Raw genomic sequence first — 21,349 nt, 5'->3', positions numbered from 1 at the left:
GCGATGGCGAGCGAGCCGATCATTCGCCTGCGCGGCGTTACCAAGGTCTACGGCACCGGACCGACCGCGTTCCAGGCCTTGAGGGGCGTCGACCTGGACATCGAACAAGGCGATTTCGTCGCCGTGATGGGGCCGTCGGGATCGGGCAAGTCGACGACGATGAACATCCTCGGCTGCCTCGACGTGCCCACCGAAGGCGAATTCCTGTTCCGTGGCCATCATATCGAACGGCTCGACCGCGATCAGCGCGCGCTGCTGCGCCGCAAGTATCTCGGCTTCGTGTTCCAGGGCTTCAATCTGCTATCGCGCACCAGCGCGCTCGAGAATGTCGAACTGCCGCTGCTCTATCGCGGCGAAGCGCGCGCCGCGCGCCGCGATCAGGCGATGGCGGCGCTCGACAAGGTGGGCCTCAAGGACTGGTGGGACCATAGCCCGGCCGAGCTTTCGGGCGGGCAGCAGCAGCGGGTCGCGATCGCGCGGGCGATCGTGACGCACCCCGACGTGCTGCTCGCCGACGAGCCGACCGGCAACCTCGATTCGGAGCGCTCGGTCGAGATCATGGAATTGCTCACCGATCTGAACCAGACGAGCGGGATCACCGTGCTGATGGTGACGCACGAGCCCGACATGGCGGCGTTCGCGCGCACGATCGTCAACTTCAAGGACGGGCTGGTCGAAAGCGTGGATACGCGCCACCGGCAGGGCGAACGGGTGAGGGCGCACTGATGCTGGGCACCACCTTCGTCCTCGCGCTGCGATCGATCCGGCGCCATCTGCTGCGCTCGTTCCTGACCATCCTCGGGATCGTCATCGGCGTCGGCGCGGTCGTCACGATGGTGACGCTGGGCAACGCGACCACCGCCGCGGTGCAGAAGCAGATCGCGAGTCTCGGCACCAACATCCTTCAGGTCCGGCCCGGGCAGGGGTTCGGCCGGGGCGGTGGCGGGCCGCGCCCGCCCGAGTTCAAGCCCGAAGACGTCGAGGCGATCGAGAAGCAGGTGACCGGGGTCACCGCGGTCGCGCCGCAGGCCCAGACCAGCGTCACCGCGATCTATAACGGCAACAACTGGTCGACGACGATCAACGGCACCACCGACGCCTATTTCCAGGTCCAGCCCTGGCCGCTCCAGGCGGGCCGCACCTTCAACGCGCCCGAGGAAGAAGCGGGCAAGGCGGTGTGCATCATCGGCGGCACCGTTTCCACCAACCTGTTCAAGGGTGCCGATCCGATCGGCAAGCGCTTCCGCGTCGGCGACGTATCGTGCGACGTGATCGGGCTACTCACGATCAAGGGGCAGGCGGGCTTCGGTGGCGATCAGGACGATGTCGTGATCATGCCGATCAAGGCCGTCCAGCGCCGCTTTACCGGCAGCCGGGATGTCCGGCTGATGCTGGTCGGGGTCGATCAGGCATACGAGACCTCGCAGGTCCAGGCGTCGCTCACCAGCCTGCTGCGCGAACGCCGCAATCTCGGGCCGGGCGAGGAAGACAATTTCAACATCTTCGACACCAAGCAGATTTCGGACACGCTGACCGGCACGACGACCTTGCTCACCGGCATCGTCACCGCGGTCGCGGCGATCAGCCTCGTCGTCGGCGGGATCGGGATCATGAACATCATGCTGGTGTCGGTTACCGAGCGGACGCGCGAGATCGGCATCCGGCTGGCGATCGGCGCGGTCGCGCGGGAGGTGTTGCTGCAATTCCTTGTCGAGGCGATCGTGTTGTCGTGCCTTGGCGGTCTCGTCGGGCTCATCATCGCCCAGATCGCGATCGTCGCGATCGCGCCGGTGATGCAGGTCGATTTCGTCTTCTATCCGGGGATCAACCTGATCGCGTTCGCGATCTCGGCGGTGATCGGGGTGGTGTTCGGCTATTTCCCCGCCCGCCGCGCCGCCGCGCTCAACCCGATCGATGCGTTGCGGCACGAATAGAGGGAAAGAGCGGCGCCGGCCCGCTCCCCCACCCCACCTCCCATTTAGTATAATGTCTTGGGAGGTGGGGTGGGGGAGCGGGCCGGCGCCGCTCTCACGAAAGCGCCATCATACCATCGCGCGCAGCCTTTCGAGGTCTTCGCGCGTGTCGACGTCGAACAATTCGTTGGCGGCGGCGATGACATGGTGTGCCTTGAGGATCATCTCGCGCGCGCCCCGGTCTCCGGTGAGGCTCATCAGCCAATCGAAGCGATGCTTGCCGAACAGCGCCGGTGGGCGCGGGCGCACGCCGTCGCTCGACGCGAGGATCGTGTCGGGGCCGTCGGCATAATCGAGCAGCCGATAGATGTGCGTCGCGGTGACGCGCGGCATGTCCGCGAGCGCGATCAGCACGGCATCGGCGCCGCACGCACGGCACGCCTCGACACCGATCTTGATCGAGCCGGACAGGCCGCTGGTCGGCGCCGTATTCTCGATCATCTCGTACCCGCGCGCCGCGAAATCGAGCCGGGTGCCGGAGACGATCGCGATGCGTTTCCTGAACGGCACCCCCTCCAGCGCGGTGACGACATGGAACGCAAGCGGATGGCCGAGATAATCCTGTTCGAGCTTGTCGGCGTCGCCGAACCGCTGCGAACGGCCGGCGGCGAGCAGGAGCAGAACGGTATTTTCAGCCTTGATCATCGAACAGGGTCTCGCCGAGGGATGGTGCCATGATGGATCACCTATCGAAATTCCGGCTCGCGGTCATCGCGTCACTGCTGGTATCGGGCTGCGCGAAGGGGCAGACTGACCCGATGACCTCCGCCCGGCCGTCGCTGTCTCCGCCCATCGTCATCGCGCATCGCGGCGCGAGCGGGCTTCGGCCTGAGCATACGCTTGCGGCGTACGAACTGGCGATCGAGCAGGGTGCCGACGTGATCGAGCCAGATCTGGTGCCGACGAAGGACGATGTGCTCGTTGCGCGGCACGAGAACGATATTTCGGACACCACCGACGTTGCCGATCATCCCGAATTCGCCGGCCGCCGCACCACCAAAAAGATCGACGGCAAGACAATCACCGGCTGGTTCACCGAGGATTTCACGCTCGCCGAACTCAAGACGCTGCGCGCGAAGGAACGCGTGCCGCTCCTCCGGCCCGGCAACACGGCCTATGACGGCCGCTTCGAGGTGCCGACGCTGGCCGAGATCATCGCGCTGGCCAAGCGCGAGAGCAAGGCGCGGGGGCGGACGATCGCGATCTACCCCGAAACCAAGCATCCGGGCTATTTTGCGTCGATCGGCCATGCGATCGAGCCGCGACTGATCGCCGAACTGAAGCAGGCGGGGTGGGATTCAGCCGATGCGCCGGTGTTCATCCAGTCGTTCGAGGTCGACAATCTGAAGGCGCTGCACGCGCTGACGCCGGTTCGCCTCATCCAGTTGCTCGACAAGGAAGGTGGGCCGGCCGACGGCGCGGTGGCGCGCTATGCCGCGATGACGACCCCGGCGGGGCTGAAGGCGATCGCCGCTTATGCCTGGGGGATCGGCCCCAACAAGGCGATGGTGATGAACGGGCGGATGCCGACCGATCTGGTGCGAGACGCGCACGCGGCGGGGCTGCGTGTCCACCCCTGGACCTTCCGCGCGGAGAATTATTTCCTGCCTTCCACGTATCGTAAGGGCATCAACCCGCGCGGCCACGGCGACGTTGCCGGTGAGATTCGCGACCAGTTGCAGGCCGGGATCGATGGATTTTTCACCGATTTCCCGGCGATTGGTGTAGAAGCGCGGGATGCGGCGCGCACTGCCGCACCCGCAAGGAGTGCCGAGTGATGCGGAAAATCCTGATCGTGCCGGTGGCGCTGCTGCCGCTGCTGGCGGGCGGTTGCCTCGTCAAGACCGCGGCCAATGTCGTGACTGCGCCGGTGCGCGCGGGCGGCCAGGTGGTCGACTGGACGACGACCAGCCAGGACGAGGCCGACCGCAATTACGGCCGCGAGATGCGCAAGCAGGAAGCCAAGGAAGGCCGCGAGCGCAAGCAGCGCGAAAAGGAATGCCGCAAGCATCCCGATTCGTGCCAGGGCCAATATGATGGCTACCGCGCGGGTTACGGCGATTAGAGTTTGATCCACTCGCGTGGAAGCGGTGCCGGCCCACACCCCCACCCGGCCACCCAACAGGGTATTCTATGGGTGGCCGGGTGGGGGTGTGGGCCGGCACCGCACCCGATTCAGCGTAGCTGAATCCGATTCTAGCCCGCCTTGCTGACTCGCCAGATCGTGTTGCCGACATCGTCGGCGACCAGCAGCCCGTTGTCGCCTTCGATTACCCCGACCGGACGGCCATAGGCTTCGTCTTCGTCCTTGCTGAGAAAGCCCGTCAGCACGTCGATCGGCTTGGCGCCCTTTACGGGGAATCCGCGATCGTCGAAGGGGATGTAGATCAACTTGTAGCCCGATTTGGGTTTGCGGTTCCACGAGCCGTGCTGGCTGACGAACGCGCCGCGAGCGAAGCGATCGCCGAGCAGCGGTGAGCGCGCGAACGCGAGCCCCAGCGACGCGGTGTGCGGGCCGAGCGCGTAATCGGGGCGCTTCGAATATTCCTGCATCGCCGGGTTTTGCGGCTCGACGCGCGTGTCGGGATAGCCGCCCCAGTAGAACCACGGCCAGCCGAAGAAATCGCCAAGTGCCACGGTCGTGAGATAATCGGGCGGCAGATCCGATCCCATCATGTCGCGTTCGTTGACGACCGCCCACATCTGCCCGGTCGCAGGATCGAAATCCACGCCGTTGGGGTTGCGCATCCCGGCCGCATAGATGCGGTATGTCTTGGCCTCGGGATCGACCTCGAGGATGTTGGCGCGGTTCTGCTCGGCGTCGAGGCCGTTTTCGGCGATGTTGCTCGACGATCCTACCGTCACGTAGAGCCGGGTGCCATCGGGCGCCGCGACGACGTTGCGCGCCCAATGGTTGCCGCCGCCCGGCAGATCGATGATCTTTTCGGGCTTGGCGGTGATCACTGCCTGCCCCGATTTATAGGGGAAGCGCAGCAGCGCGTCTGTGTCGGCGACGTACAGGCTGTCACCCACCAGCGTCATCCCGAACGGCGAGTTGAGGCCGGCGAGGAACACCGAGCGCGCCTCGGCGACGCCGTCATGATCGGCGTCGCGCAGCAGCGTGATCCGGTTGGCCGAGGGCACGCCCGCGCCCGCCTTGTCCATCAGACGCCGCATCACGACAGCGGCGATCCCGCCGCCCGTTCGAGGGGGCGAATTGGTCTCGGCGACCAGCACGTCGCCATTGGGCAGGCGATAGAGCCAGCGCGGATGATCGAGCCCGGTCGCGAAGGCGTTGACTGCGAGCCCCGGCGCGGCGGCGGGCGTCTGCCCGTCCTTCCAGCCGACCGCGTCGGCGACCTTCACCGTCGGAACCCACTGGTCGCGTGGCGCGCCGATGTCCGGCCGCGCGCCCATCACCGCCGCCACCGGCACTCGCGCGGTATCGGGGCGGCTGATCCAGAACCAGAAGCCCGCCGCGACAATCACGATCAGCGCGAGGACGATCAGGATGTGTCTGCGCATTATGCTTCTTCCTCTTCTGCCTGCCGCGCCGGCGGATGCAGCCTCAACCGCGCGACACGGCGCGGATCGGCCTCGATCACCTCGAGCGTCCAGCCCGATTGGTGTTCGAGGCATTCGCCCGCCTGGGGGACGTGCCCGGCAAGCGTCGCGGCCAGCCCGCCGATCGTATCGATATCGTCCTCGGTATCGGCGAGGCGCGGGTCGATCGCCTCGGCGATGTCTTCCAACTCGGCGCGCGCGTCGGCCTCCCAGCCGCCGCCTTCGATCGGCACGATCAGCGCGGTCGGCGCCTCGTCATGCTCGTCCTCGATATCGCCGACGATCTCCTCGACTAGATCCTCGATCGTCACCAGCCCCTCGGTGCCCGAATATTCGTCGAGCACGATCGCGAGGTGGACGCGGCGCTGGCGCATGTCGGCGAGCAGATCGAGCGTGCCGCGCGATTGCGGCACATAGACGGGCTCGCGGATCAGCGCCGTGATGTCGTGCGGATGCGGCGCGCCGGTGGCGAGGATATCGAACACGTCCTTGATGTGGACCATCCCGATGATCGTATCGAGCGCGTCGCGATAGACGGGGAGCCGGCTGTGCCCGGCGCTCGCGAAGGTCTTCACCAGATCGTCGAAGGAAATACCCTGTTCGACCGCGATGATATCCGCGCGCGGCACGCCGACATCGCCGGCGTCGCGTTCGCCGAAATGGAGCAGGTTGCGCACCATCTGGCGTTCGAGCGGCGAAAGATCGCCCTTGGCGTCGGGGCCGGGCTCACCTTCATGCTCGTCGATCACCTCCTCGAGCCGGGTGCGGAGCGTCTCGTCGGCCTCGTCGCCGAACAGGAGCGCGCGCAGGCCGCGCCATATCCCGCCGCTATCGGCGGGCGTGGTACTCGAATCGTCGGGCATTGGTCGTCGTCATTTCCTCAGGGTTGCGCCCGCCATATAGCGGCGCGGCGCCGGGTTCGTTAAGAGGGCTTGTGGGTTTACCCCTCGTCCTCGCGGACGAGATAGGGATCGGCAAGGCCCAGATCGGCCATCGCCTGACGCTCGATCTCCTCCATTTCCTCGGCTTGCAGGTCGTCGATATGGTCGTAGCCCAGCAGGTGGAGCGTGCCGTGGACGATCAGATGCGCCGCGTGATCCTCGGTCGAAAGCTTCTTTTCGGCGGCCTCGCGCGCGCAGACGCCATGCGCGAGCACGATATCGCCGAGGAGCACCTCGCCATCGTCCGAATTCTCGCTGATCGCCTCGATCAGATCGGGCTGGACCATCGGGAACGAGAGCACGTTGGTCGGCGCATCCTTGCCGCGATAGTCGCGGTTGAGCCCGCGCACCTCGTCGTCCGAGGTCAGCCGCAGCGAAATCTCGATATGCGCAGGGGTATCGATCAGCGGCCCGTGCGGCGTGCGCGCGATCGCCGCCGTCGCGGCGCGGCGGGCAAGCGCGGCCCAGTCGGTCGCGGACGGCCAAGGGGATTCGCGGGCGAGTTCGACCTCGATCATCGGTGAACCCCATAGGTGGACGGCCCTTCGACAGGTTCAGGGCGAACCGAGACGTTGATGCCGGGCATCATGCGTCCACCCCTTCATATGCCTCGACGATGCGGCCGACGATGGGGTGGCGCACGACGTCGGCGGCGGTGAAGCGGACCATCGCAATGCCCTCGATCCCTTCCAGGCGCGCGGTCGCATCGGCGAGCCCGGAGGCGGCGACCCCGCCGGGCAGATCGACCTGACGCGGATCGCCGCAGATCACCATCCGGCTGTTCTGGCCGAAGCGCGTCAGAAACATCTTCATCTGCGCGGGTGTGGTGTTCTGCGCCTCGTCGAGGATGACGAAGGCGTCGGCGAGCGTGCGGCCGCGCATGAAGGCGATCGGCGCGATCTCGATCTCGCCGCTCGCGATCCGCCGTTCGACCTGTTCGGGCGGCATGCAATCGTAGAGCGCGTCGTACAAGGGGCGGAGATAGGGATCGACCTTCTCCTTCATGTCGCCGGGCAGGAAGCCCAGCCGCTCGCCCGCCTCGACCGCGGGACGCGAGAGGATGAGGCGCTGGACGCTGCCGGTGATGAGCTGCGCCACCGCCTGCGCCACCGCGACATAGGTCTTGCCCGTGCCCGCCGGGCCGAGCGCGAAGATCATGTCGTTCGCTACCAGTTCGCGCATGTAATGCGCCTGCATCGGCGTACGCGGGACGATCGTCTTCTTGCGCGTGCGGATCATGATCGAGGGCGCGCGATCGCCCGCCTCGGCGCGGACGATGCCGTCGAGTTCGGGTTCGGAGGCCATCGCGATCGCGGCGTCGACAAGGCCGGTATCGATCTCCTCGCCGCGCTGGATGCGCTTGTAGAGATCGCTCAGCACGTCGCGCGCCAGGGCGACATTCTCGGCCGCGCCTTCGAGGCCGACGCGATTCCCCCGCGCGGTGATGTAGACGCCGAGCCGGTTTTCGAGCGCCACCAGATTCTGATCATATTGGCCGAAGAGGACGCTGAGCAGTTGCGGCTTGTCGAACGCTACCTCGAGGCGAGAACGATCGCCCGATTGGGCGGGAACGGGCTTGCGGCTCATGCGGTCCTTTCGGGGGCTAAGTTGACCCAGTTGACGGTCTGGCGCGCCATCGCTCCCACGACCGAACGGCGGGGGCGGACGTGGGTTCCGCAGGCGCTGGCGAAGGGGGTGGCGAGACTCATCCGGGGCGAGTGTGGCAGAGCGCACGCGTATAGGACAGGGCTTGCACGCGCCAGCCACAACCTTTGCGCACAAGCGTGGCAGGGATGCCGCACCGCCGATAGCCCGACCGGCTAACGGTGGATGGGAACGCAAGACGTCTGGGGTTCGCCTCGGCGAACCCATCCACCGGAAACACAACTCAAAGGGGGAGCCTTAAAGGGCTCTCTGAGGCAACCCTTCTCAGAGGCGTGTCTCTCCGGCTGCCCTAAGCATCTCTGTAAAAACGTCAAGTCCGCCCACGTTCGAGGCCGATCCGGCACTCCGCCCGGGCCGACGCCGGCTCGGCGACGGGATGGGCGAATGCGGTGCCGGGAACGTGTTGATTAATAATTTTATTTTCGCAACTGCGCGAACGACGGTGGCGGAAATCGATATTGCGAGGCCGGGCGGCGGGTCGATCTAGATCGCACGGGCGGCGGTGATTCGTCGACGGCCAGACACATCTGGTCGACTATTGTCGAACGCGTGGCGGCATTGTCACTTTTGCGTGCGAAAAGCCGCGGCGGCACGCTGGCTCTCGAGTCGGCTGCCGGTTCAGGCGGCGGCGCGCAGCCGCTCTACGCCGCCCACCGAATTGGGGCCGGCGCTCTCGATCGTCACCTCGACCATGTCGCCGACGCGCGCGTCGGTGATCAGGTGGACCGATTGCAGCCAGGGCGACTTGCCGAGCATCTGGCCGGGCAGCTTGCCCTTGCGTTCGATCAGGATCGGGCAATGGCGGCCGACGCTTGCCTCGTTGAAGGCGAGTTGATCGCGGTTGATCGCGGCCTGGAGCCGCTGGAGCCGTTCGTCCATGACCTCGGGCGCGATCTGATCGGCCATCTCGGCGGCGGGGGTGCCGGGCCGGGGCGAGTATTTGAAGCTGAACGCCTGCGCGTAGCGCACCTCGTCGACGAGGCGCAGCGTCTCCTCGAAATCGGCGTCGGTCTCGCCGGGGAAGCCGACGATGAAATCGCCCGACAGCGCGATATCGGGCCGCGCGGCGCGGACCTTGTCGAGCACGCGCAGATAGCTGTCGCGCGTATGGCTGCGGTTCATCGCCTTGAGGATGCGGCTGCTGCCCGATTGCACGGGCAGGTGGAGGAACGGCATCAGCCGCTCGACCTGCGCATGCGCGTCGATCAGTCCCTCCGTCATGTCGTTGGGGTGGCTGGTGGTGTAGCGGATGCGTGCCAGCCCCTCGATCCGGTCGAGCGCGCGGATCAGGTGATCGAGCCCGCGCCCGTCCGCATCCGCCCACGCGTTGACGTTCTGGCCGAGCAGCGTGATCTCCTTCGCGCCTGCATCGACCAGCGCCTTCGCCTCGTCGACGATCGCGGCGAACGCGCGCGAGACCTCGGCGCCGCGCGTGTAGGGCACGACGCAATAGGTGCAGAATTTGTCGCAGCCTTCCTGGACGGTGAGGAACGCCGACGGCCCTACCTTGCGGCGCGCGGGGAGTGCCCCGAATTTCGACGCGACCGGCATGTCGGTATCGAGCGCGGGGCGACCGGCAGCGGCGTCGGCGACGAGCCTGGGCAGGTTGTGATATGCTTGCGGGCCGACGACCACGTCGACATGCGCGCGCGCGAAAATTTCCTCGCCCTCGGCCTGCGCGACGCAGCCCGCCACCGCGATCATCGGATCACCGTGCTTCCTGAGGCGGCCGATATCCGAATAGACCTTCTCGGTCGCGCGTTCGCGGATGTGGCAGGTGTTGAGCACGACCAGATCGGCGTCGGCGGCATCGGCGGGCGACAGACCCTCTGCCGCCATCAATTCGGCCATGCGCTCACCGTCATAGACGTTCATCTGGCAGCCGAACGACTTGACGGCGAAGGTCTTGGGGGCGGGCTTTGGCATGGAGGCGGCCTATACGCGGGTGCGGGGGTCGGGGCTAGGGTGGGTGGCTGTTGGTGGAAAGCGGTCGTTCCGAGTTTCGTCACCCCGGCGAAGGCTGGGGTCTATCTCTCCAGCAAGGCAGCGCGCTTATTTCCGATAGAGTCATGGATGCCAGCCTTCGCTGGCATGACGGCAATTGGGGCGCTAGTCGTCGCTTGCGGGAAGCCCCATCGCCTCGGCGATGCGCCTTCGCGCCTCCGCGGCGATGCCCTTGCGGCCGGCGTGGTCGGCGGGGTCGAAGGGGGGGAGATACGCCACCCGCACCGCGAAGCTGCCGCGCCGCGCGAGGATGCGGAGCGCGTTGGCCTGGCCGGTCTCGTCGCCGAGCCACTCCACCGCGCGGGCGCCGGTGCCGTAATCGAGCAGGACGGGCTGCACCATCACGCCGGGCGGTGGTGGTTCGAGGACCGCGAGCAGTGAAGCCTTGAAGGCAAGCAATTCGTCGGCGCCGCTGGTCGTGCCTTCGGGGAAGATCGTCACCGGCCATGCCTGGGCAAGCGCGTCGTGGAGGTCGGCGATCTGGGCGGCGATCCCCATCCGATCGGTGCGCGCGACGAAGATCGTGTGGTTCAAGGTGCACAGCCAGCCGATCAGCGAGACGCCTTGCAGCTCCGCCTTGGCGACGAAGGCGGTGCCGGTGCCGCCGGCAAGCACGAGGATGTCGAGCCAGCTCGTATGGTTGGCGAGGAAGATCACGTCGCGCCGCATCGCCCGGCCGACATCGTGCCGGCGCACGCCGCAGATGCGCGCGGCGCCGCCGAGGAACCAGCGCGGCCAGGGCGAGGGCAGGCGGAACAGCCGCCACAGGCCGTGGGCGGCGACGCAGGCGATGAGGGCGAGGACGAGGCCCGCGAGCCTCAGGCCGATCCTTATCCGGCCGGCGACGTCAATTCTTGCGATCGAGTGCGACGCCATAAAGCTCCATGCGGTGATCGACGAGGCGGAAGCCCAGCCGCTCCGCGATCTGCTTCTGGAGCTGCTCAAGCTCGGGATCGACGAATTCGAGCACCTTGCCGGTCTCGACGTCGATCAGGTGATCGTGGTGCGATTCGGGCGCGGGCTCGTAGCGCGAGCGGCCGTCGCCGAAATCGTGGCGATCGAGGATGCCCGCCTCCTCGAACAGCCGCACCGTGCGGTAGACGGTCGCGATCGAGATGCCCGGATCGATCGCCGAGGCGCGTTCATAGACCTTCTCGACATCGGGATGGTCGTCGGCGTCGGAGAGCACGCGCGCGATAACGCGACGCTGCTCGGTGATGCGGAGGCCCTTTTCGTTGCACAGGGCTTCGAGATCGATCTTGCGCGGCATAGCCATGATGTAATGCCATATCGTGCGGGGGCCAAGGGCGACCGACTCGCAACAAGAGCGTTGTTGTCGCGCTATCGCACGAAAAGGCGGCGCCGGCCCGCTCCCCCATCCAGCCACCCGTAGAATACTGGCGTTGGATGGCCGGGTGGGGGAGCGGGCCGGCGCCGCGACAGATCAGCGCGTCTTGCGGCGCTTCGTCTTGGTGCCGAGCCCGATCTTCTTCGCGAGCATGCGGCGCTGCTCCGCATAGCTGGGCGCGACCATCGGATAGTCGGCAGGCAGGTTCCACTTCTGACGATATTGTTCGGGGGTCATCTGATAGTGCGTCATCAGATGCCGCTTGAGCATCTTGAGCTTTTTCCCGTCCTCGAGACAGACGATATAGTCCGGCTTTACCGAAGAACGGATCGAAACGGCAGGTTCCTGCTTGACCGGCGGCTCTTCAGTGGGCGTACCGAGCGCGGAAAGCGCCCCGTGGACGTTCTGGATGATCAACGGAAGGTCGGAAACCGCGACGCTGTTGTTGCTGACATGGGCGGCGACAATATCCGCGGTCAGCGTAACCAGTGTCTCGTGCATTTCGGTATCGGTATCCATTTCGTTCCTTTCGACCCGTACTGCCTATCTAGGGAAAACAGGCATACCGGCTTCTATCAAGCGAACGGGTGCGCCGTGCAAGCGAAGTTTTGTCCCGAAATCATGACGTCAGCGCAGCATTCGCATAAACGTATGCGCGTCGAACAACTTGCCGTTCGTCCCGCGATAATAATCCCGCCGTTCGCCGATCTTCTCGAATCCCGTTTGCCGATAGAGCGCGATCGCGCCGTTGCTTGCCCGCACTTCGAGATGAATTTTCGCAATTCCCCGCGATTCGCCGTCGGCGATGACCGAGCGCAGCAACGCCCGGCCGATACCGCGCCGGCGCCGTGCGGGGTCGACCGCGAGCAGCAGCAGTTCGGCCTCGTCCATGATCGTGCGCGCGATCGCGAAGCCCGCGACGCGGCCGTCGAGTTCGGCAATCGTCAGCGTGACGCCGGGCATCGCCATCACCCCGGCGCACTGGCTGCGCGTCCACGCCTCGCCGTAGCGCGGATCAAATGCGGCCCGCATGATCGGCTCGACGAGCGCGAGATCATCGATCCCGCCCCGGCGCAGCGTGACCTGGGTGAGCGTGGCGCTCATGTGCGGGGCTGCTGCGGCACCGCATCGGGCGGGCGGCCGTAGATCGGGCTTGGCGCCAGTACGCGCAACGCCGACGGCAGCAGCATCGCCTGGGCGGCACGGGGCAGCGCGTCGCGCGCATCGGTGAGCGCGCCCAGCCATCCGATCCCGCTGCCGATCGCGCGACGGCCCTCGATCAGCGCGCGCGCCGCCTCGGGCGCGAGCGACGCGAGCGCGGCATCGGCAAGAATCGGGCGCGAGAAGGGCTGCATGAAGACCTCGCCATGCCCGCCCTCGAGCACGACGGCAAGCCGCGCCAGCGCGGGATCGCGCGCGAATTCGGCGGCGGCGAGGAGCGCGGTGGAGGAATAGCCGGTGACCGGCACGCGCCAGCCGATCGCGAGCCCGCGCGCCGCCGCGATGCCGACGCGCGTGCCGGTGAAGCTGCCCGGCCCGACATCGACGAGGATCGTATCGGCGCGCCCACCATCGGGCAGTTCGGCGATCATCGGCAGCAGCCGCTCGGCATGGCCGCGCCCGACGATCTCGTGTCGCTCGGCCACGACATGGCCATCGTCGATCAGCGCGACCGAGCAGGCCGCCGTCGCGGTATCGATGACGAGAGTAAGGGCCATGATCGTCATGCCAGCGAAGGCTGGCATCTCCAGTTGTCGAAAGATTCCAGCCTTCGCCGGCGTGACGGATCGCGTCAATCGACCCGGTTGAATCTTTCGAAATCGGGGCGCGGGCTGCGGCCGAAGATCGTCGCCGGATCGCCGTGGCCCAGCGTGGCGATGAAGTTCACCGTCACGTTCGGCTGATCGGCGAAGAACGCCTTGTTCACGGCATCGGGATCGAAACCCGACATCGGGCCGGTGTCGAGCCCGATCGCGCGCGCGGCGATCAGCAGATAGGCGCCCTGGAGCGACGAATTGCGGAACGCGTGATCGTGGCGCAGCGCCGCTTTGGCGTCGCCCTCGAACCAGCTTTTGGCGTCGGTATGGGGAAAGAGGAACGGTAGGTGATCATGGAAATGCTCGTCCATGCCGATCACGACCGCGGCGGGCGCTTTCCTGATCTTGTCCGGATTGGTGCCCGTCGCGCACGCGGCGAGCGTGTCCTTCGCTTCCTGGCTCAGCAGCCACACGAAGCGCGCGGGCTGCTGGTTGGCCGATGTCGGCCCCATCTTGAGCAGGTCGTAGATCTGCCGGATCTGGTCTTGCGTGACGGGTTCGTCGGTGTAGCCGTTATAGGTGCGCGCGGTACGAAAGATCGTGTCGAGCGCGGAATCGGATAGCTTCTCGCCCATCGGGTTCCCTGTCGTCCTGGGGTTGGGGATCAGATCGAGCGGACTTCGGTGACTTCGGGCACGTAATATTTGAGCAGTTGCTCGATCCCGTTCTTCAAGGTCGCGGTCGAGGAAGGGCAGCCCGAGCAGGCGCCCTGCATCTGGAGGAAGACCTTCCCCTTGTCGAACCCGCGATAGATGATGTCCCCGCCGTCATTGGCGACCGCGGGGCGCACGCGGGTGTCGATCAGATCCTTGATCTGCTCGACGATATCGGCATCGGCGGGATCGTCGCCATAGCTGGTGTCGTCGCCGGGCACGCTGATCGCGGCGGCCGAGCCCGGCTTGAACAGCGGCATATTGGCCGAGAAATGATCGAGCAGTAGCGCCAGCACGTCGGGCTTGAGCCCACGCCACTCGACCCCGGGCGCGGCGGTGACCGACACGAAATCCTTGCCGAAGAACACGCCCGTCACGTCGCCGAGGCCGAACAGCGCCTCGGCGAGCGGCGAGGCGTCGGCTTCTTCGGGGCTCGCGAAATCGCGGGTGCCGGCCTCCATGACGGTGCGGCCGGGGAGGAACTTCAGCGTCGCCGGATTCGGCGTGGTCTCGGTCTCGATCAGCATATATGCCATGTGGCGGCGACGGCGCCGGGGATCAAGGGTGGAACCTGCCCCCGTTTCACGCGTCGCTGCGGGACGAGGCCCGCATCCGGGCCGACAGGAGGTAGAGATGGCACAAGCGAAGAAACCCGGCACCGGCAAAGCGGGCACGACCGCCGCGAGCGGGATCACCGACAAGGTCCGCGAGGCCGGCGAGAAGATGCGTGCCTCTGGCGAGCGGATCGCGGGGCACGGCAGTGACCTAGGCATGAAGTTGCTCGACCAGGCCGAACAGAACACGCGCGAGGCGTTCGAGGCGATGCGCCGTGCCGCCAAAGCGCGCGACCTTTCCGAGGTGATGCACGTCCAGGGCGAGTATCTGCGCGAGCAGGGCAGCCGATCGATGGCGCAGGCGCGCGAGGTGGGCGAGATGATCGCCAATTTCGGCCGCGACGCGATCAACCGCGTAACCGGGCGCGACGAGAACAAATAAGACGGCGTCCCTCGGGTCGTCGCGCGCGCGCTTCCTCTGAGGCCGTGATGTGCTAGCAAGTCGCATCACGACAGAATTGAGGGGCAGGATCATGCGCATTCGATTTGGAGGGGCGGCGCTCGCCCTGGTTCTGGCAGCGACGGGCACCGGGTTTGCGGTCGCGCAGCAGGTGCCGGCGGATATCTGGCCGCCCAAGGGCGACATCCCGGCGGACTTCACGCCACCCACAGTCGCGCGCGATTACATCAAGCGCGAGGTGATGATCCCGATGCGCGACGGCGTGAAGCTCTATACCGTCATCGTCATCCCCAAGGGCGCAACCAACGCGCCGATCGTGCTGACGCGCACGCCGTACAATGCCGCGGGGCGCGCCGAGCGGATGGACTCGCCGTCGATGCTCTCGACGTTGCCGCTCGCCGACGAGCCGTTCGTCAAGGCGGGTTATATCCGTGTCTATCAGGACGTGCGCGGCAAATACGGGTCCGAAGGCGTCTATGTCGTCACGCGCCCAGTGAAGGGGCCGCTCAACCCGACCGACACCGATCACGTCACCGACGCCTATGACACGATCGACTGGCTGGTGAACAAGGCCAACCTGCCGCAATCGAACGGCAAAGTCGGCATGATCGGATCGTCCTACGAGGGCTTCACCGTAGTGATGGCGCTGCTCCATCCGCATCCGGCATTGAAGGCGGCGGTGCCCGAAAGCCCGATGGTCGACGGCTGGATGGGGGACGACTGGTTCCATTACGGCGCCTTCCGCCTCGCCAACATCGGCTGGATCGGCGGGCAGACCGGTTACAAGGGGCGCGGCAAGGCGCCGCCGTCGGGCGGCTATGACGATTACGACAATTTCCGCGAGATCGGCTCGGCGGGCGCGTGGACGAAGAAATCGGGCTACGATCAATTGCCCTTCTGGCAGCGGACCAGCGAGCATGCCGCCTATGACGAATATTGGCAGGGGCAGGCGCTCGACAAGCTGATCGCCGCCAATCCGTCCAACGTCCCGACGATCTGGGAACAGGGGTTGTGGGACCAAGAGGATATGTACGGCGCGATCACGAGTTGGGAAGCGCTCAAGGCGGCGGGCCACATGGGCAACAACCATCTCGTCATGGGGCCGTGGCGGCACAGCCAGATCAACCGCGAGGGCCGGAGCCTTGGCCCGTTCACCTGGAACGGCGACACCGCCGCGCAATTCCGCGAGGATATGGTGCTGCCCTTCTTCAACCAGTATCTGAACGACGGCCCCGCGGTGAGGCTGCCTGCGGCGGCGATCTACAACACCGGCGAGAACCACTGGGATCGCTTCTCGACCTGGCCGCTCGCGTGCGTCGAGGGCTGCGCCAACGCGCTCAAGCCGATCTACCTTCAGGCCGAGGGCGGGCTCGGTTTCGATGTGCCCGCGGCGGGGGGCGACAGCTATGTCTCCGATCCCGCCAAGCCGGTGCCGCATCTGCCGCGGCCGGTGAATTTCGGCGACGGCCGCTGGCCCGACTGGCTGGTGCAGGATCAGCGCAGCTTCGACGGGCGCACCGACGTGATGACCTATCAGACGCCGGTGTTGACGGAGGCGGTGCGTGTTTCGGGCGCGCCGATCGCCGATCTGTTCGCCAAGACGACGGGCACCGACGGCGATTTCGTCGTCAAGGTGATCGACGTCTTTCCGGCCGAGAATGCCACCGATGCGAAGATGGGCGGCTATCAGCTCGCGATCAGCCTCGACATTTTCCGCGGCCGCTATCGCAAGAGCTTCGCGCATCCCTCGCCGATCCCCGCCAATCAGGTGCAGGAATACAAGTTCCGCCTGCCGACGGTGAACCATGTGTTTCAGCCCGGGCACCGGATCATGGTGCAAGTGCAGTCGAGCCTGTTCCCGCTCTACGATCGCAATCCGCAGAAATATGTCCCCAACATCTTCTTCGCCGACAAGAAGGATTACCAGAAGGCGACGATCACGCTGATGCGGGGCGGCGCCGAGGGCAGCAAGGTGTGGCTGCCGGTGGTGCCGCTCGATCAATCGGCGGCGATGGCGACGGGGGCGAACTGACCGAACGGGGCGGCCCGCGCCGGGCGCGCGCGGCCGCCTTGCCTGTCGCGCGAATGAGCATTGCGTTCATGCAACCTTCCCGCGCGCTCCGGCATTGAGACGGGGTCTTTTGGAAGGAACGACACGATGAAGAAGTTTCTGATCGCATTCACCGCGCTCGCGGTGGCGGCTCCAGTGGCGTTGCCGACCCCGGCCGCCGCGCAGCGCCATCATCGCGATCGCGATTATCGCTGGCAGGGCGACCATAACAACCGCAACTGGAACCCGTCCAACCATTACAAGGCGCGCAGCAAGCGCCACGAGCGCCGCATGAGCCGCAACGACCGCATCTATCGCGGCAATGACGGGCGCTATTACTGCAAACGCGACGACGGCACGACCGGTCTGGTGATCGGTGCGGTCGCAGGCGGCGTGCTCGGCAATTTGTTCGGCGATCAGGTGATCGGCGGCGGCAAGACGCTCGGCACTTTGCTGGGCGCGGGCGGCGGCGCGCTGCTGGGCCGCGAGCTGGATCGCGGCGACATCAAGTGTCGCTGATTGGTGGAAGCGGGCCGGGGCCGCAATCCACGTGAAAGCAAAAGGGCGGCTCCCCGCGTGGGAAGCCGCCCTTTCTTTTTGTTCTGGATCCCGGCCTGCGCCGGGATGAAACAAGCCTTGCGGCTTACTTCAGTTCGACAGTCGCGCCGGCGGCTTCGAGCTGGGCCTTGATCTTCTCGGCCTCTTCCTTGTTCACGCCTTCCTTGACGGCCTTGGGCGCGCCTTCGACGAGCGCCTTGGCTTCGGTCAGGCCGAGCTGGGTGATCGCGCGGACTTCCTTGATGACGTTGATCTTCTTGCCACCGTCGCCGGTGAGGATCACGTCGAACTCGTCCTTGGCTTCTTCGGCGGCACCGCCACCGGCGCCACCGGCGGCCGGGCCGGCAACCGCAACCGCGGCAGCGGCCGAAACGCCCCACTTCTCTTCGAGCAGCTTGGCGAGGTCAGCGGCCTCGAGGACGGTCAGTTCCGAAAGCTGGTCAACAATCTTGCTAAGGTCAGCCATTTTAAGTCTCCATGCGGGGGAAAGCCCCCAATTGTTCAGGTCGATAACGTCGAATTGAGCCTGATCGATCGTTCAGGCGGCGTCCTTGTCGCCATAGGCGGCGAACACGCGCGCGAGCTTCGATGCCGGGGCGTTCGTGAGCTGGGCGAGCTTGGTCGCGGGCGCCTGGACGAGGCCCACGATCTTGGCCCGCAGCTCGTCGAGCGACGGCAGCGCGGCGAGTGCGTTCACACCCTTGACGTCGAGGATCGTCGCCCCCATCGCCCCGCCGACGATTTCCAACTTGTCGTTGGTCTTCGCGAAATCGGCGACCACCTTGGCGGCGGCAACCGGATCGGACGAGGTGGCAAGGCCCACCGGGCCGGTCAGCAGGTCGCTGATGCCGGCGTAATCGGTGTCCTTGAGCGCGATCTTGGCAAGCTTGTTCTTCGAGACCTTATAGGTCGCGCCAGCTTCCCGCATCTTGATCCGAAGCTCGGTCGACTGCGCGACGGTGAGCCCGAGGTTGCGGGTGACGACCACCACGCCGACCTCGTTGAAGGTGCGGTTCAGCTCGGCAACGGCCTCGGTCTTTTGAGCACGATCCATGCCATTCTCCACGTTTGGGCCTCTCGAAAGAGGCCCGGTTACACGCCGGGCGAGGGCGAACCCGCACCCGGTTTGTCCTTGCGATGGGGAAGGGCGCCGCATGGCAGCGGCAGATCGGCGCGCATCGGCGGCCGAACCGAAATCCTTTTCCCCGTCTCGGCGGGAGATTAAGGGCCGAGGCCCACCCGCTGTCTCGGACGGCGACCGGGCCGAGGCCCGATCAAGCGCTGCCCTCTAGCGCTTCGGGCGCCAGAGTCAATTGTCGAGGAGTGGGGAAGCGGGCGGGGGTCGCTTCCACAACCGAGCACCAAGAGCGCTAATCCGGACCCGTTCGCCCTGAGCTTGTCGAAGGGCCGTTCTTTCTCTCGACGCCGCCGCAAGAAGGACGGTGCTTCGACAGGCTCAGCACGAACGGACCCTGAATGTCGATACAGCCTAGCGGTTGAGCCGCACCAGCGCGGTATCGAGCGCTTGCAGGAAGCGTGAGCGATCGGTCTTTGAAAAAGGCGCGGGGCCGCCGATCACATCGCCGCCTGCGCGCAGATCGGCCATGATCGCGCGCACCGCGATCGCGCCGCCGATCGAATTGGCGGTGAAGGGCTTGCCGGTCGGCGCGATGACGGTGGCACCCACCTTGAGGCATCGATCGGCGAGCAGGATGTCGGCGGTGACGACGATCGCGGCGGGATCGCTGCGCTCGGCGATCCAGTCATCGGCCGCGTCGAACGCGTCGCCGACCACGACGCCGCCGATCAGCGGATGGTCGGGCACGCGCAGGCGGCTGTTGCTGACGATCGTCACCGGCACGTTGTGGCGCCACGCGACCTTGTAGATCTCGTCCTTGACCGGGCAGGCATCGGCATCGACGAGGATGCGGACGGTCATTTGTGGTGGCCGCCCCGATTCCCCGGGCCGCGATCGCCGGGCTTGCGGAACGGTTTGCCGCCCTTGCCCGGACCGCGACCGTTCGGGCGCGCTTTATAGGGCGCGGCGCCGGCGTGGGGACGGGGGCCGCCCGCGCGGTTCGCGCGCGCGCTTTCACGCGGGCCGGCCTGTGACGGCTCGATGTGGACGGGATCGTCCCCGCCTTCCGCACCGACGGTCCGCGCGACGGCGGCGCTGAACTTGCCCGAGATCGCACGCGGAATCTGGAAATGGGTTTCGTTCACGCCGATCCGGATCGCGCCGACCTCGTTCTTGGTGATGTGGCCGCGCCGGCACAGCAACGGCAGCAGCCAGCGCGGATCGGCATTCTGGCGGCGGCCGATATCCATGCGGAACCAGACAGTGTCCTCGAACCCCGGCCGGTGGCGCTCGGCCTGCGCGGCGCGGCGTGCATCGGGGCTGTTGCCGATCAATTCCTCGGGCTGGGGCATCTGCGCGCGGTGCGCGCGCACCAAAGCGGCGGCGATGTCGGCGGCCGGGCGCTCGGCCATCAGCCGCTCGGCGAGCGCGCGATCCTCGTCGTCGAACGCGACAGGCTCGAGCAAGGCGGCGAGCAGGCGTTCGCGGTCCTGCTTGCGGATCGCCTCGGGGGTCGGCGCCTCGATCCACTCGGCGGTGACCTTCGCCGCGCGCAGCAGCGATTCGACGCGCTTGCGCCGCTGATAGGGGACGACGAGCACCGCCGTTCCCTTCTTGCCGGCGCGGCCGGTGCGGCCCGAGCGATGCTGGAGCGCTTCGGGATCGCGGGGGATTTCGACATGGATGACGAGCCCGAGGCTCGGCAGATCGATGCCGCGCGCGGCGACATCGGTGGCGACGCAGATTCGCGCGCGCCGATCGCGGAGCGCCTGGAGCGCGTGGTTGCGTTCGGATTGCGAATGTTCGCCCGACAGCGCGACCGCCGAGAAGCCGCGTTCGAGCAGGGTGGCGTGGAAGCGGCGGACATTGTCGCGCGTCGCGCAGAACAGCAGCGCGGTTTCCGCCTCGTGGAAGCGCAGCAGGTTGATTACCGCGGCCTCGGTTTCGGACGGCGAGATGGTGACCGCCTGATAGGTGATGTCGCCATGCCCGCGTTCGTCGCTGACGGTCGAGATGCGCAGCGCGTCGCGCTGATAGCGTTTGGCGAGCGCGACGATCGGGCGTGGCATCGTCGCGGAGAACAGCAGCGTGCGGCGCCCGTCGAGGGTGGCATCGAGGATCTGTTCGAGATCCTCGCGAAAGCCCATGTCGAGCATCTCGTCGGCTTCGTCGAGCACCGCGGCCTTGAGCGCCGACAGATCGAGCGCCCCGCGTTCGAGATGGTCGCGCAGCCGCCCCGGTGTGCCGACGACGATATGCGCGCCGCCGCGCAGCGACCGCCGCTCCTTCGCGGCGTCCATCCCGCCGACGCAGGTCGCGATCCGCGCGCCGGCCTTGCCGTACAGCCAGGCGAGTTCGCGGCTGACCTGCAACGCGAGTTCGCGCGTCGGCGCGATCACCAGCGCACGTGGCGTCTCGGCGGGCAGGAGCGTGCCGTCGTCGTCGTCGTCGTCGAGCAGATCGGTGGCGAGCGCGAGGCCGAACGCCACCGTCTTTCCCGATCCCGTTTGCGCGGAGACCACGAGATCGCGGCCCGGCGCCTCAGGCGTGAGGACCGCGGCCTGGACCGGGGTGGGGGCGGTGTAGCCGTGCTCGGTAAGGGCCTGGACGAGGACGGGGGGGAGATCGGAAAAGGGCATGGGACTCACGAAATTGGCCAGCCGCAGCGGCGGCAGGCGGAACAT

Annotated in this window: 24 protein-coding genes; 7 read left to right on the top strand and 17 right to left on the bottom strand. The window is 66.7% G+C overall.

Translation table 11 applies throughout. The features are described from left to right. Positions 1–3 precede the first annotated feature (3 nt). Both DFR49_RS15165 and DFR49_RS15160 read left to right on the top strand, forming a co-directional pair. On the top strand, positions 4–726 hold the full coding sequence (locus DFR49_RS15165; RefSeq protein ID WP_119037234.1) for an ABC transporter ATP-binding protein: 723 nt from the start codon (positions 4–6) through the stop codon (positions 724–726). Then, positions 726–1,934, top strand: a complete 1,209-nt coding sequence (locus DFR49_RS15160) for an ABC transporter permease (RefSeq protein WP_119036570.1) — start codon at positions 726–728, stop codon at positions 1,932–1,934. The genes DFR49_RS15165 and DFR49_RS15160 overlap by 1 nt, the downstream gene beginning before the upstream one ends. A 108-nt stretch (positions 1,935–2,042) precedes the next feature. Here the strand turns inward: DFR49_RS15160 and DFR49_RS15155 are convergent, their stop codons facing one another. Further along, entirely contained in the window at positions 2,043–2,618 is a 576-nt protein-coding gene (locus tag DFR49_RS15155; RefSeq protein ID WP_119036569.1) for a nucleotidyltransferase family protein, read from the bottom strand. A gap of 29 nt (positions 2,619–2,647) precedes the next feature. On the opposite strand from DFR49_RS15155, the gene DFR49_RS15150 reads away from it, so the two are divergent. Together DFR49_RS15150 and DFR49_RS15145 are read left to right on the top strand one after the other, a co-directional pair. Further along, the gene (locus DFR49_RS15150) at positions 2,648–3,751 is read left to right on the top strand and encodes a glycerophosphodiester phosphodiesterase (RefSeq protein ID WP_425454952.1); all 1,104 of its coding nucleotides are present in this window, start codon (positions 2,648–2,650) and stop codon (positions 3,749–3,751) included. Continuing rightward, on the top strand, positions 3,751–4,038 hold the full coding sequence (locus DFR49_RS15145) for a hypothetical protein (RefSeq protein WP_119037233.1): 288 nt from the start codon (positions 3,751–3,753) through the stop codon (positions 4,036–4,038). Before DFR49_RS15150 ends, DFR49_RS15145 begins: the two co-directional genes overlap by 1 nt. A gap of 131 nt (positions 4,039–4,169) precedes the next feature. Here DFR49_RS15145 and DFR49_RS15140 read toward each other — a convergent pair whose 3' ends face one another. From DFR49_RS15140 to DFR49_RS15085, 12 genes are all read right to left on the bottom strand, one after another. After that, entirely contained in the window at positions 4,170–5,498 is a 1,329-nt protein-coding gene (locus DFR49_RS15140; RefSeq protein WP_119036567.1) for a PQQ-dependent sugar dehydrogenase, read from the bottom strand. Beyond that, positions 5,498–6,400 (bottom strand): hemolysin family protein, encoded by a 903-nt coding sequence (locus DFR49_RS15135; protein ID WP_119036566.1) that lies wholly within the window; start codon positions 6,398–6,400, stop codon positions 5,498–5,500. The genes DFR49_RS15140 and DFR49_RS15135 overlap by 1 nt, the downstream gene beginning before the upstream one ends. Positions 6,401–6,477: 77 nt before the next feature. After that, positions 6,478–6,996, bottom strand: coding sequence for an rRNA maturation RNase YbeY (gene ybeY, locus DFR49_RS15130; RefSeq protein WP_119036565.1), 519 nt, complete (start codon positions 6,994–6,996; stop codon positions 6,478–6,480). A gap of 67 nt (positions 6,997–7,063) precedes the next feature. Next, positions 7,064–8,065, bottom strand: a complete 1,002-nt coding sequence (locus DFR49_RS15125; RefSeq protein ID WP_119036564.1) for a PhoH family protein — start codon at positions 8,063–8,065, stop codon at positions 7,064–7,066. Between the two features lie 696 nt (positions 8,066–8,761). Beyond that, positions 8,762–10,069, bottom strand: coding sequence for a tRNA (N6-isopentenyl adenosine(37)-C2)-methylthiotransferase MiaB (gene miaB, locus DFR49_RS15120; protein WP_119036563.1), 1,308 nt, complete (start codon positions 10,067–10,069; stop codon positions 8,762–8,764). A gap of 183 nt (positions 10,070–10,252) precedes the next feature. After that, positions 10,253–11,023, bottom strand: coding sequence for a lysophospholipid acyltransferase family protein (locus DFR49_RS15115; RefSeq protein ID WP_119036562.1), 771 nt, complete (start codon positions 11,021–11,023; stop codon positions 10,253–10,255). Then, complete coding sequence (locus DFR49_RS15110) at positions 10,995–11,417, bottom strand: Fur family transcriptional regulator (RefSeq protein ID WP_119036561.1); 423 nt, start codon at positions 11,415–11,417, stop codon at positions 10,995–10,997. Before DFR49_RS15110 ends, DFR49_RS15115 begins: the two co-directional genes overlap by 29 nt. A gap of 174 nt (positions 11,418–11,591) precedes the next feature. Continuing rightward, positions 11,592–12,014: a Ros/MucR family transcriptional regulator gene (locus tag DFR49_RS15105; RefSeq protein ID WP_119036560.1), complete on the bottom strand. Its 423-nt coding sequence runs from the start codon at positions 12,012–12,014 to the stop codon at positions 11,592–11,594. Positions 12,015–12,122: 108 nt separating this feature from the next. Beyond that, positions 12,123–12,599 (bottom strand): ribosomal protein S18-alanine N-acetyltransferase, encoded by a 477-nt coding sequence (gene rimI / locus DFR49_RS15100; protein ID WP_119036559.1) that lies wholly within the window; start codon positions 12,597–12,599, stop codon positions 12,123–12,125. Beyond that, positions 12,596–13,213 (bottom strand): tRNA (adenosine(37)-N6)-threonylcarbamoyltransferase complex dimerization subunit type 1 TsaB, encoded by a 618-nt coding sequence (gene tsaB, locus DFR49_RS15095; RefSeq protein WP_119037232.1) that lies wholly within the window; start codon positions 13,211–13,213, stop codon positions 12,596–12,598. The genes rimI and tsaB overlap by 4 nt, the downstream gene beginning before the upstream one ends. Before the next feature lie 74 nt (positions 13,214–13,287). Beyond that, on the bottom strand, positions 13,288–13,887 hold the full coding sequence (locus DFR49_RS15090) for a malonic semialdehyde reductase (protein ID WP_119036558.1): 600 nt from the start codon (positions 13,885–13,887) through the stop codon (positions 13,288–13,290). 29 nt (positions 13,888–13,916) lie between these two features. Further along, positions 13,917–14,492: a NifU family protein gene (locus DFR49_RS15085; protein WP_119037231.1), complete on the bottom strand. Its 576-nt coding sequence runs from the start codon at positions 14,490–14,492 to the stop codon at positions 13,917–13,919. 106 nt (positions 14,493–14,598) lie between these two features. Here DFR49_RS15085 and phaP point away from each other — a divergent pair, with 106 nt between their 5' ends. From phaP to DFR49_RS15070, 3 genes are all read left to right on the top strand, one after another. Continuing rightward, the gene (gene phaP / locus DFR49_RS15080) at positions 14,599–14,961 is read left to right on the top strand and encodes a TIGR01841 family phasin (RefSeq protein WP_119036557.1); all 363 of its coding nucleotides are present in this window, start codon (positions 14,599–14,601) and stop codon (positions 14,959–14,961) included. Between the two features lie 91 nt (positions 14,962–15,052). After that, a complete protein-coding gene (locus DFR49_RS15075; RefSeq protein WP_119036556.1) occupies positions 15,053–17,011 on the top strand; it encodes a CocE/NonD family hydrolase in 1,959 nt (652 codons plus the stop codon). 126 nt (positions 17,012–17,137) lie between these two features. Then, positions 17,138–17,548, top strand: coding sequence for a glycine zipper 2TM domain-containing protein (locus DFR49_RS15070; protein ID WP_119036555.1), 411 nt, complete (start codon positions 17,138–17,140; stop codon positions 17,546–17,548). A gap of 124 nt (positions 17,549–17,672) precedes the next feature. On the opposite strand, the gene rplL is transcribed toward DFR49_RS15070, so the two are convergent. From rplL to DFR49_RS15050, 4 genes are all read right to left on the bottom strand, one after another. Continuing rightward, entirely contained in the window at positions 17,673–18,053 is a 381-nt protein-coding gene (rplL, locus tag DFR49_RS15065) for a 50S ribosomal protein L7/L12 (protein WP_119036554.1), read from the bottom strand. A gap of 72 nt (positions 18,054–18,125) precedes the next feature. Then, positions 18,126–18,641, bottom strand: a complete 516-nt coding sequence (gene rplJ / locus DFR49_RS15060) for a 50S ribosomal protein L10 (RefSeq protein WP_119036553.1) — start codon at positions 18,639–18,641, stop codon at positions 18,126–18,128. Positions 18,642–19,076: 435 nt separating this feature from the next. Beyond that, entirely contained in the window at positions 19,077–19,526 is a 450-nt protein-coding gene (locus tag DFR49_RS15055) for a YaiI/YqxD family protein (protein WP_119036552.1), read from the bottom strand. Then, the gene (locus tag DFR49_RS15050; RefSeq protein ID WP_119037230.1) at positions 19,523–21,304 is read right to left on the bottom strand and encodes a DEAD/DEAH box helicase; all 1,782 of its coding nucleotides are present in this window, start codon (positions 21,302–21,304) and stop codon (positions 19,523–19,525) included. Before DFR49_RS15050 ends, DFR49_RS15055 begins: the two co-directional genes overlap by 4 nt. Positions 21,305–21,349: the final 45 nt, after the last annotated feature.

It is taken from the genome of Hephaestia caeni (genome assembly GCF_003550065.1).
Classification (GTDB): domain Bacteria; phylum Pseudomonadota; class Alphaproteobacteria; order Sphingomonadales; family Sphingomonadaceae; genus Sphingomonas; species Sphingomonas caeni_A.
The sequence above is the reverse complement of the archived record's forward strand: the minus strand, read 5'-3'. Positions and strand labels throughout refer to the sequence as shown.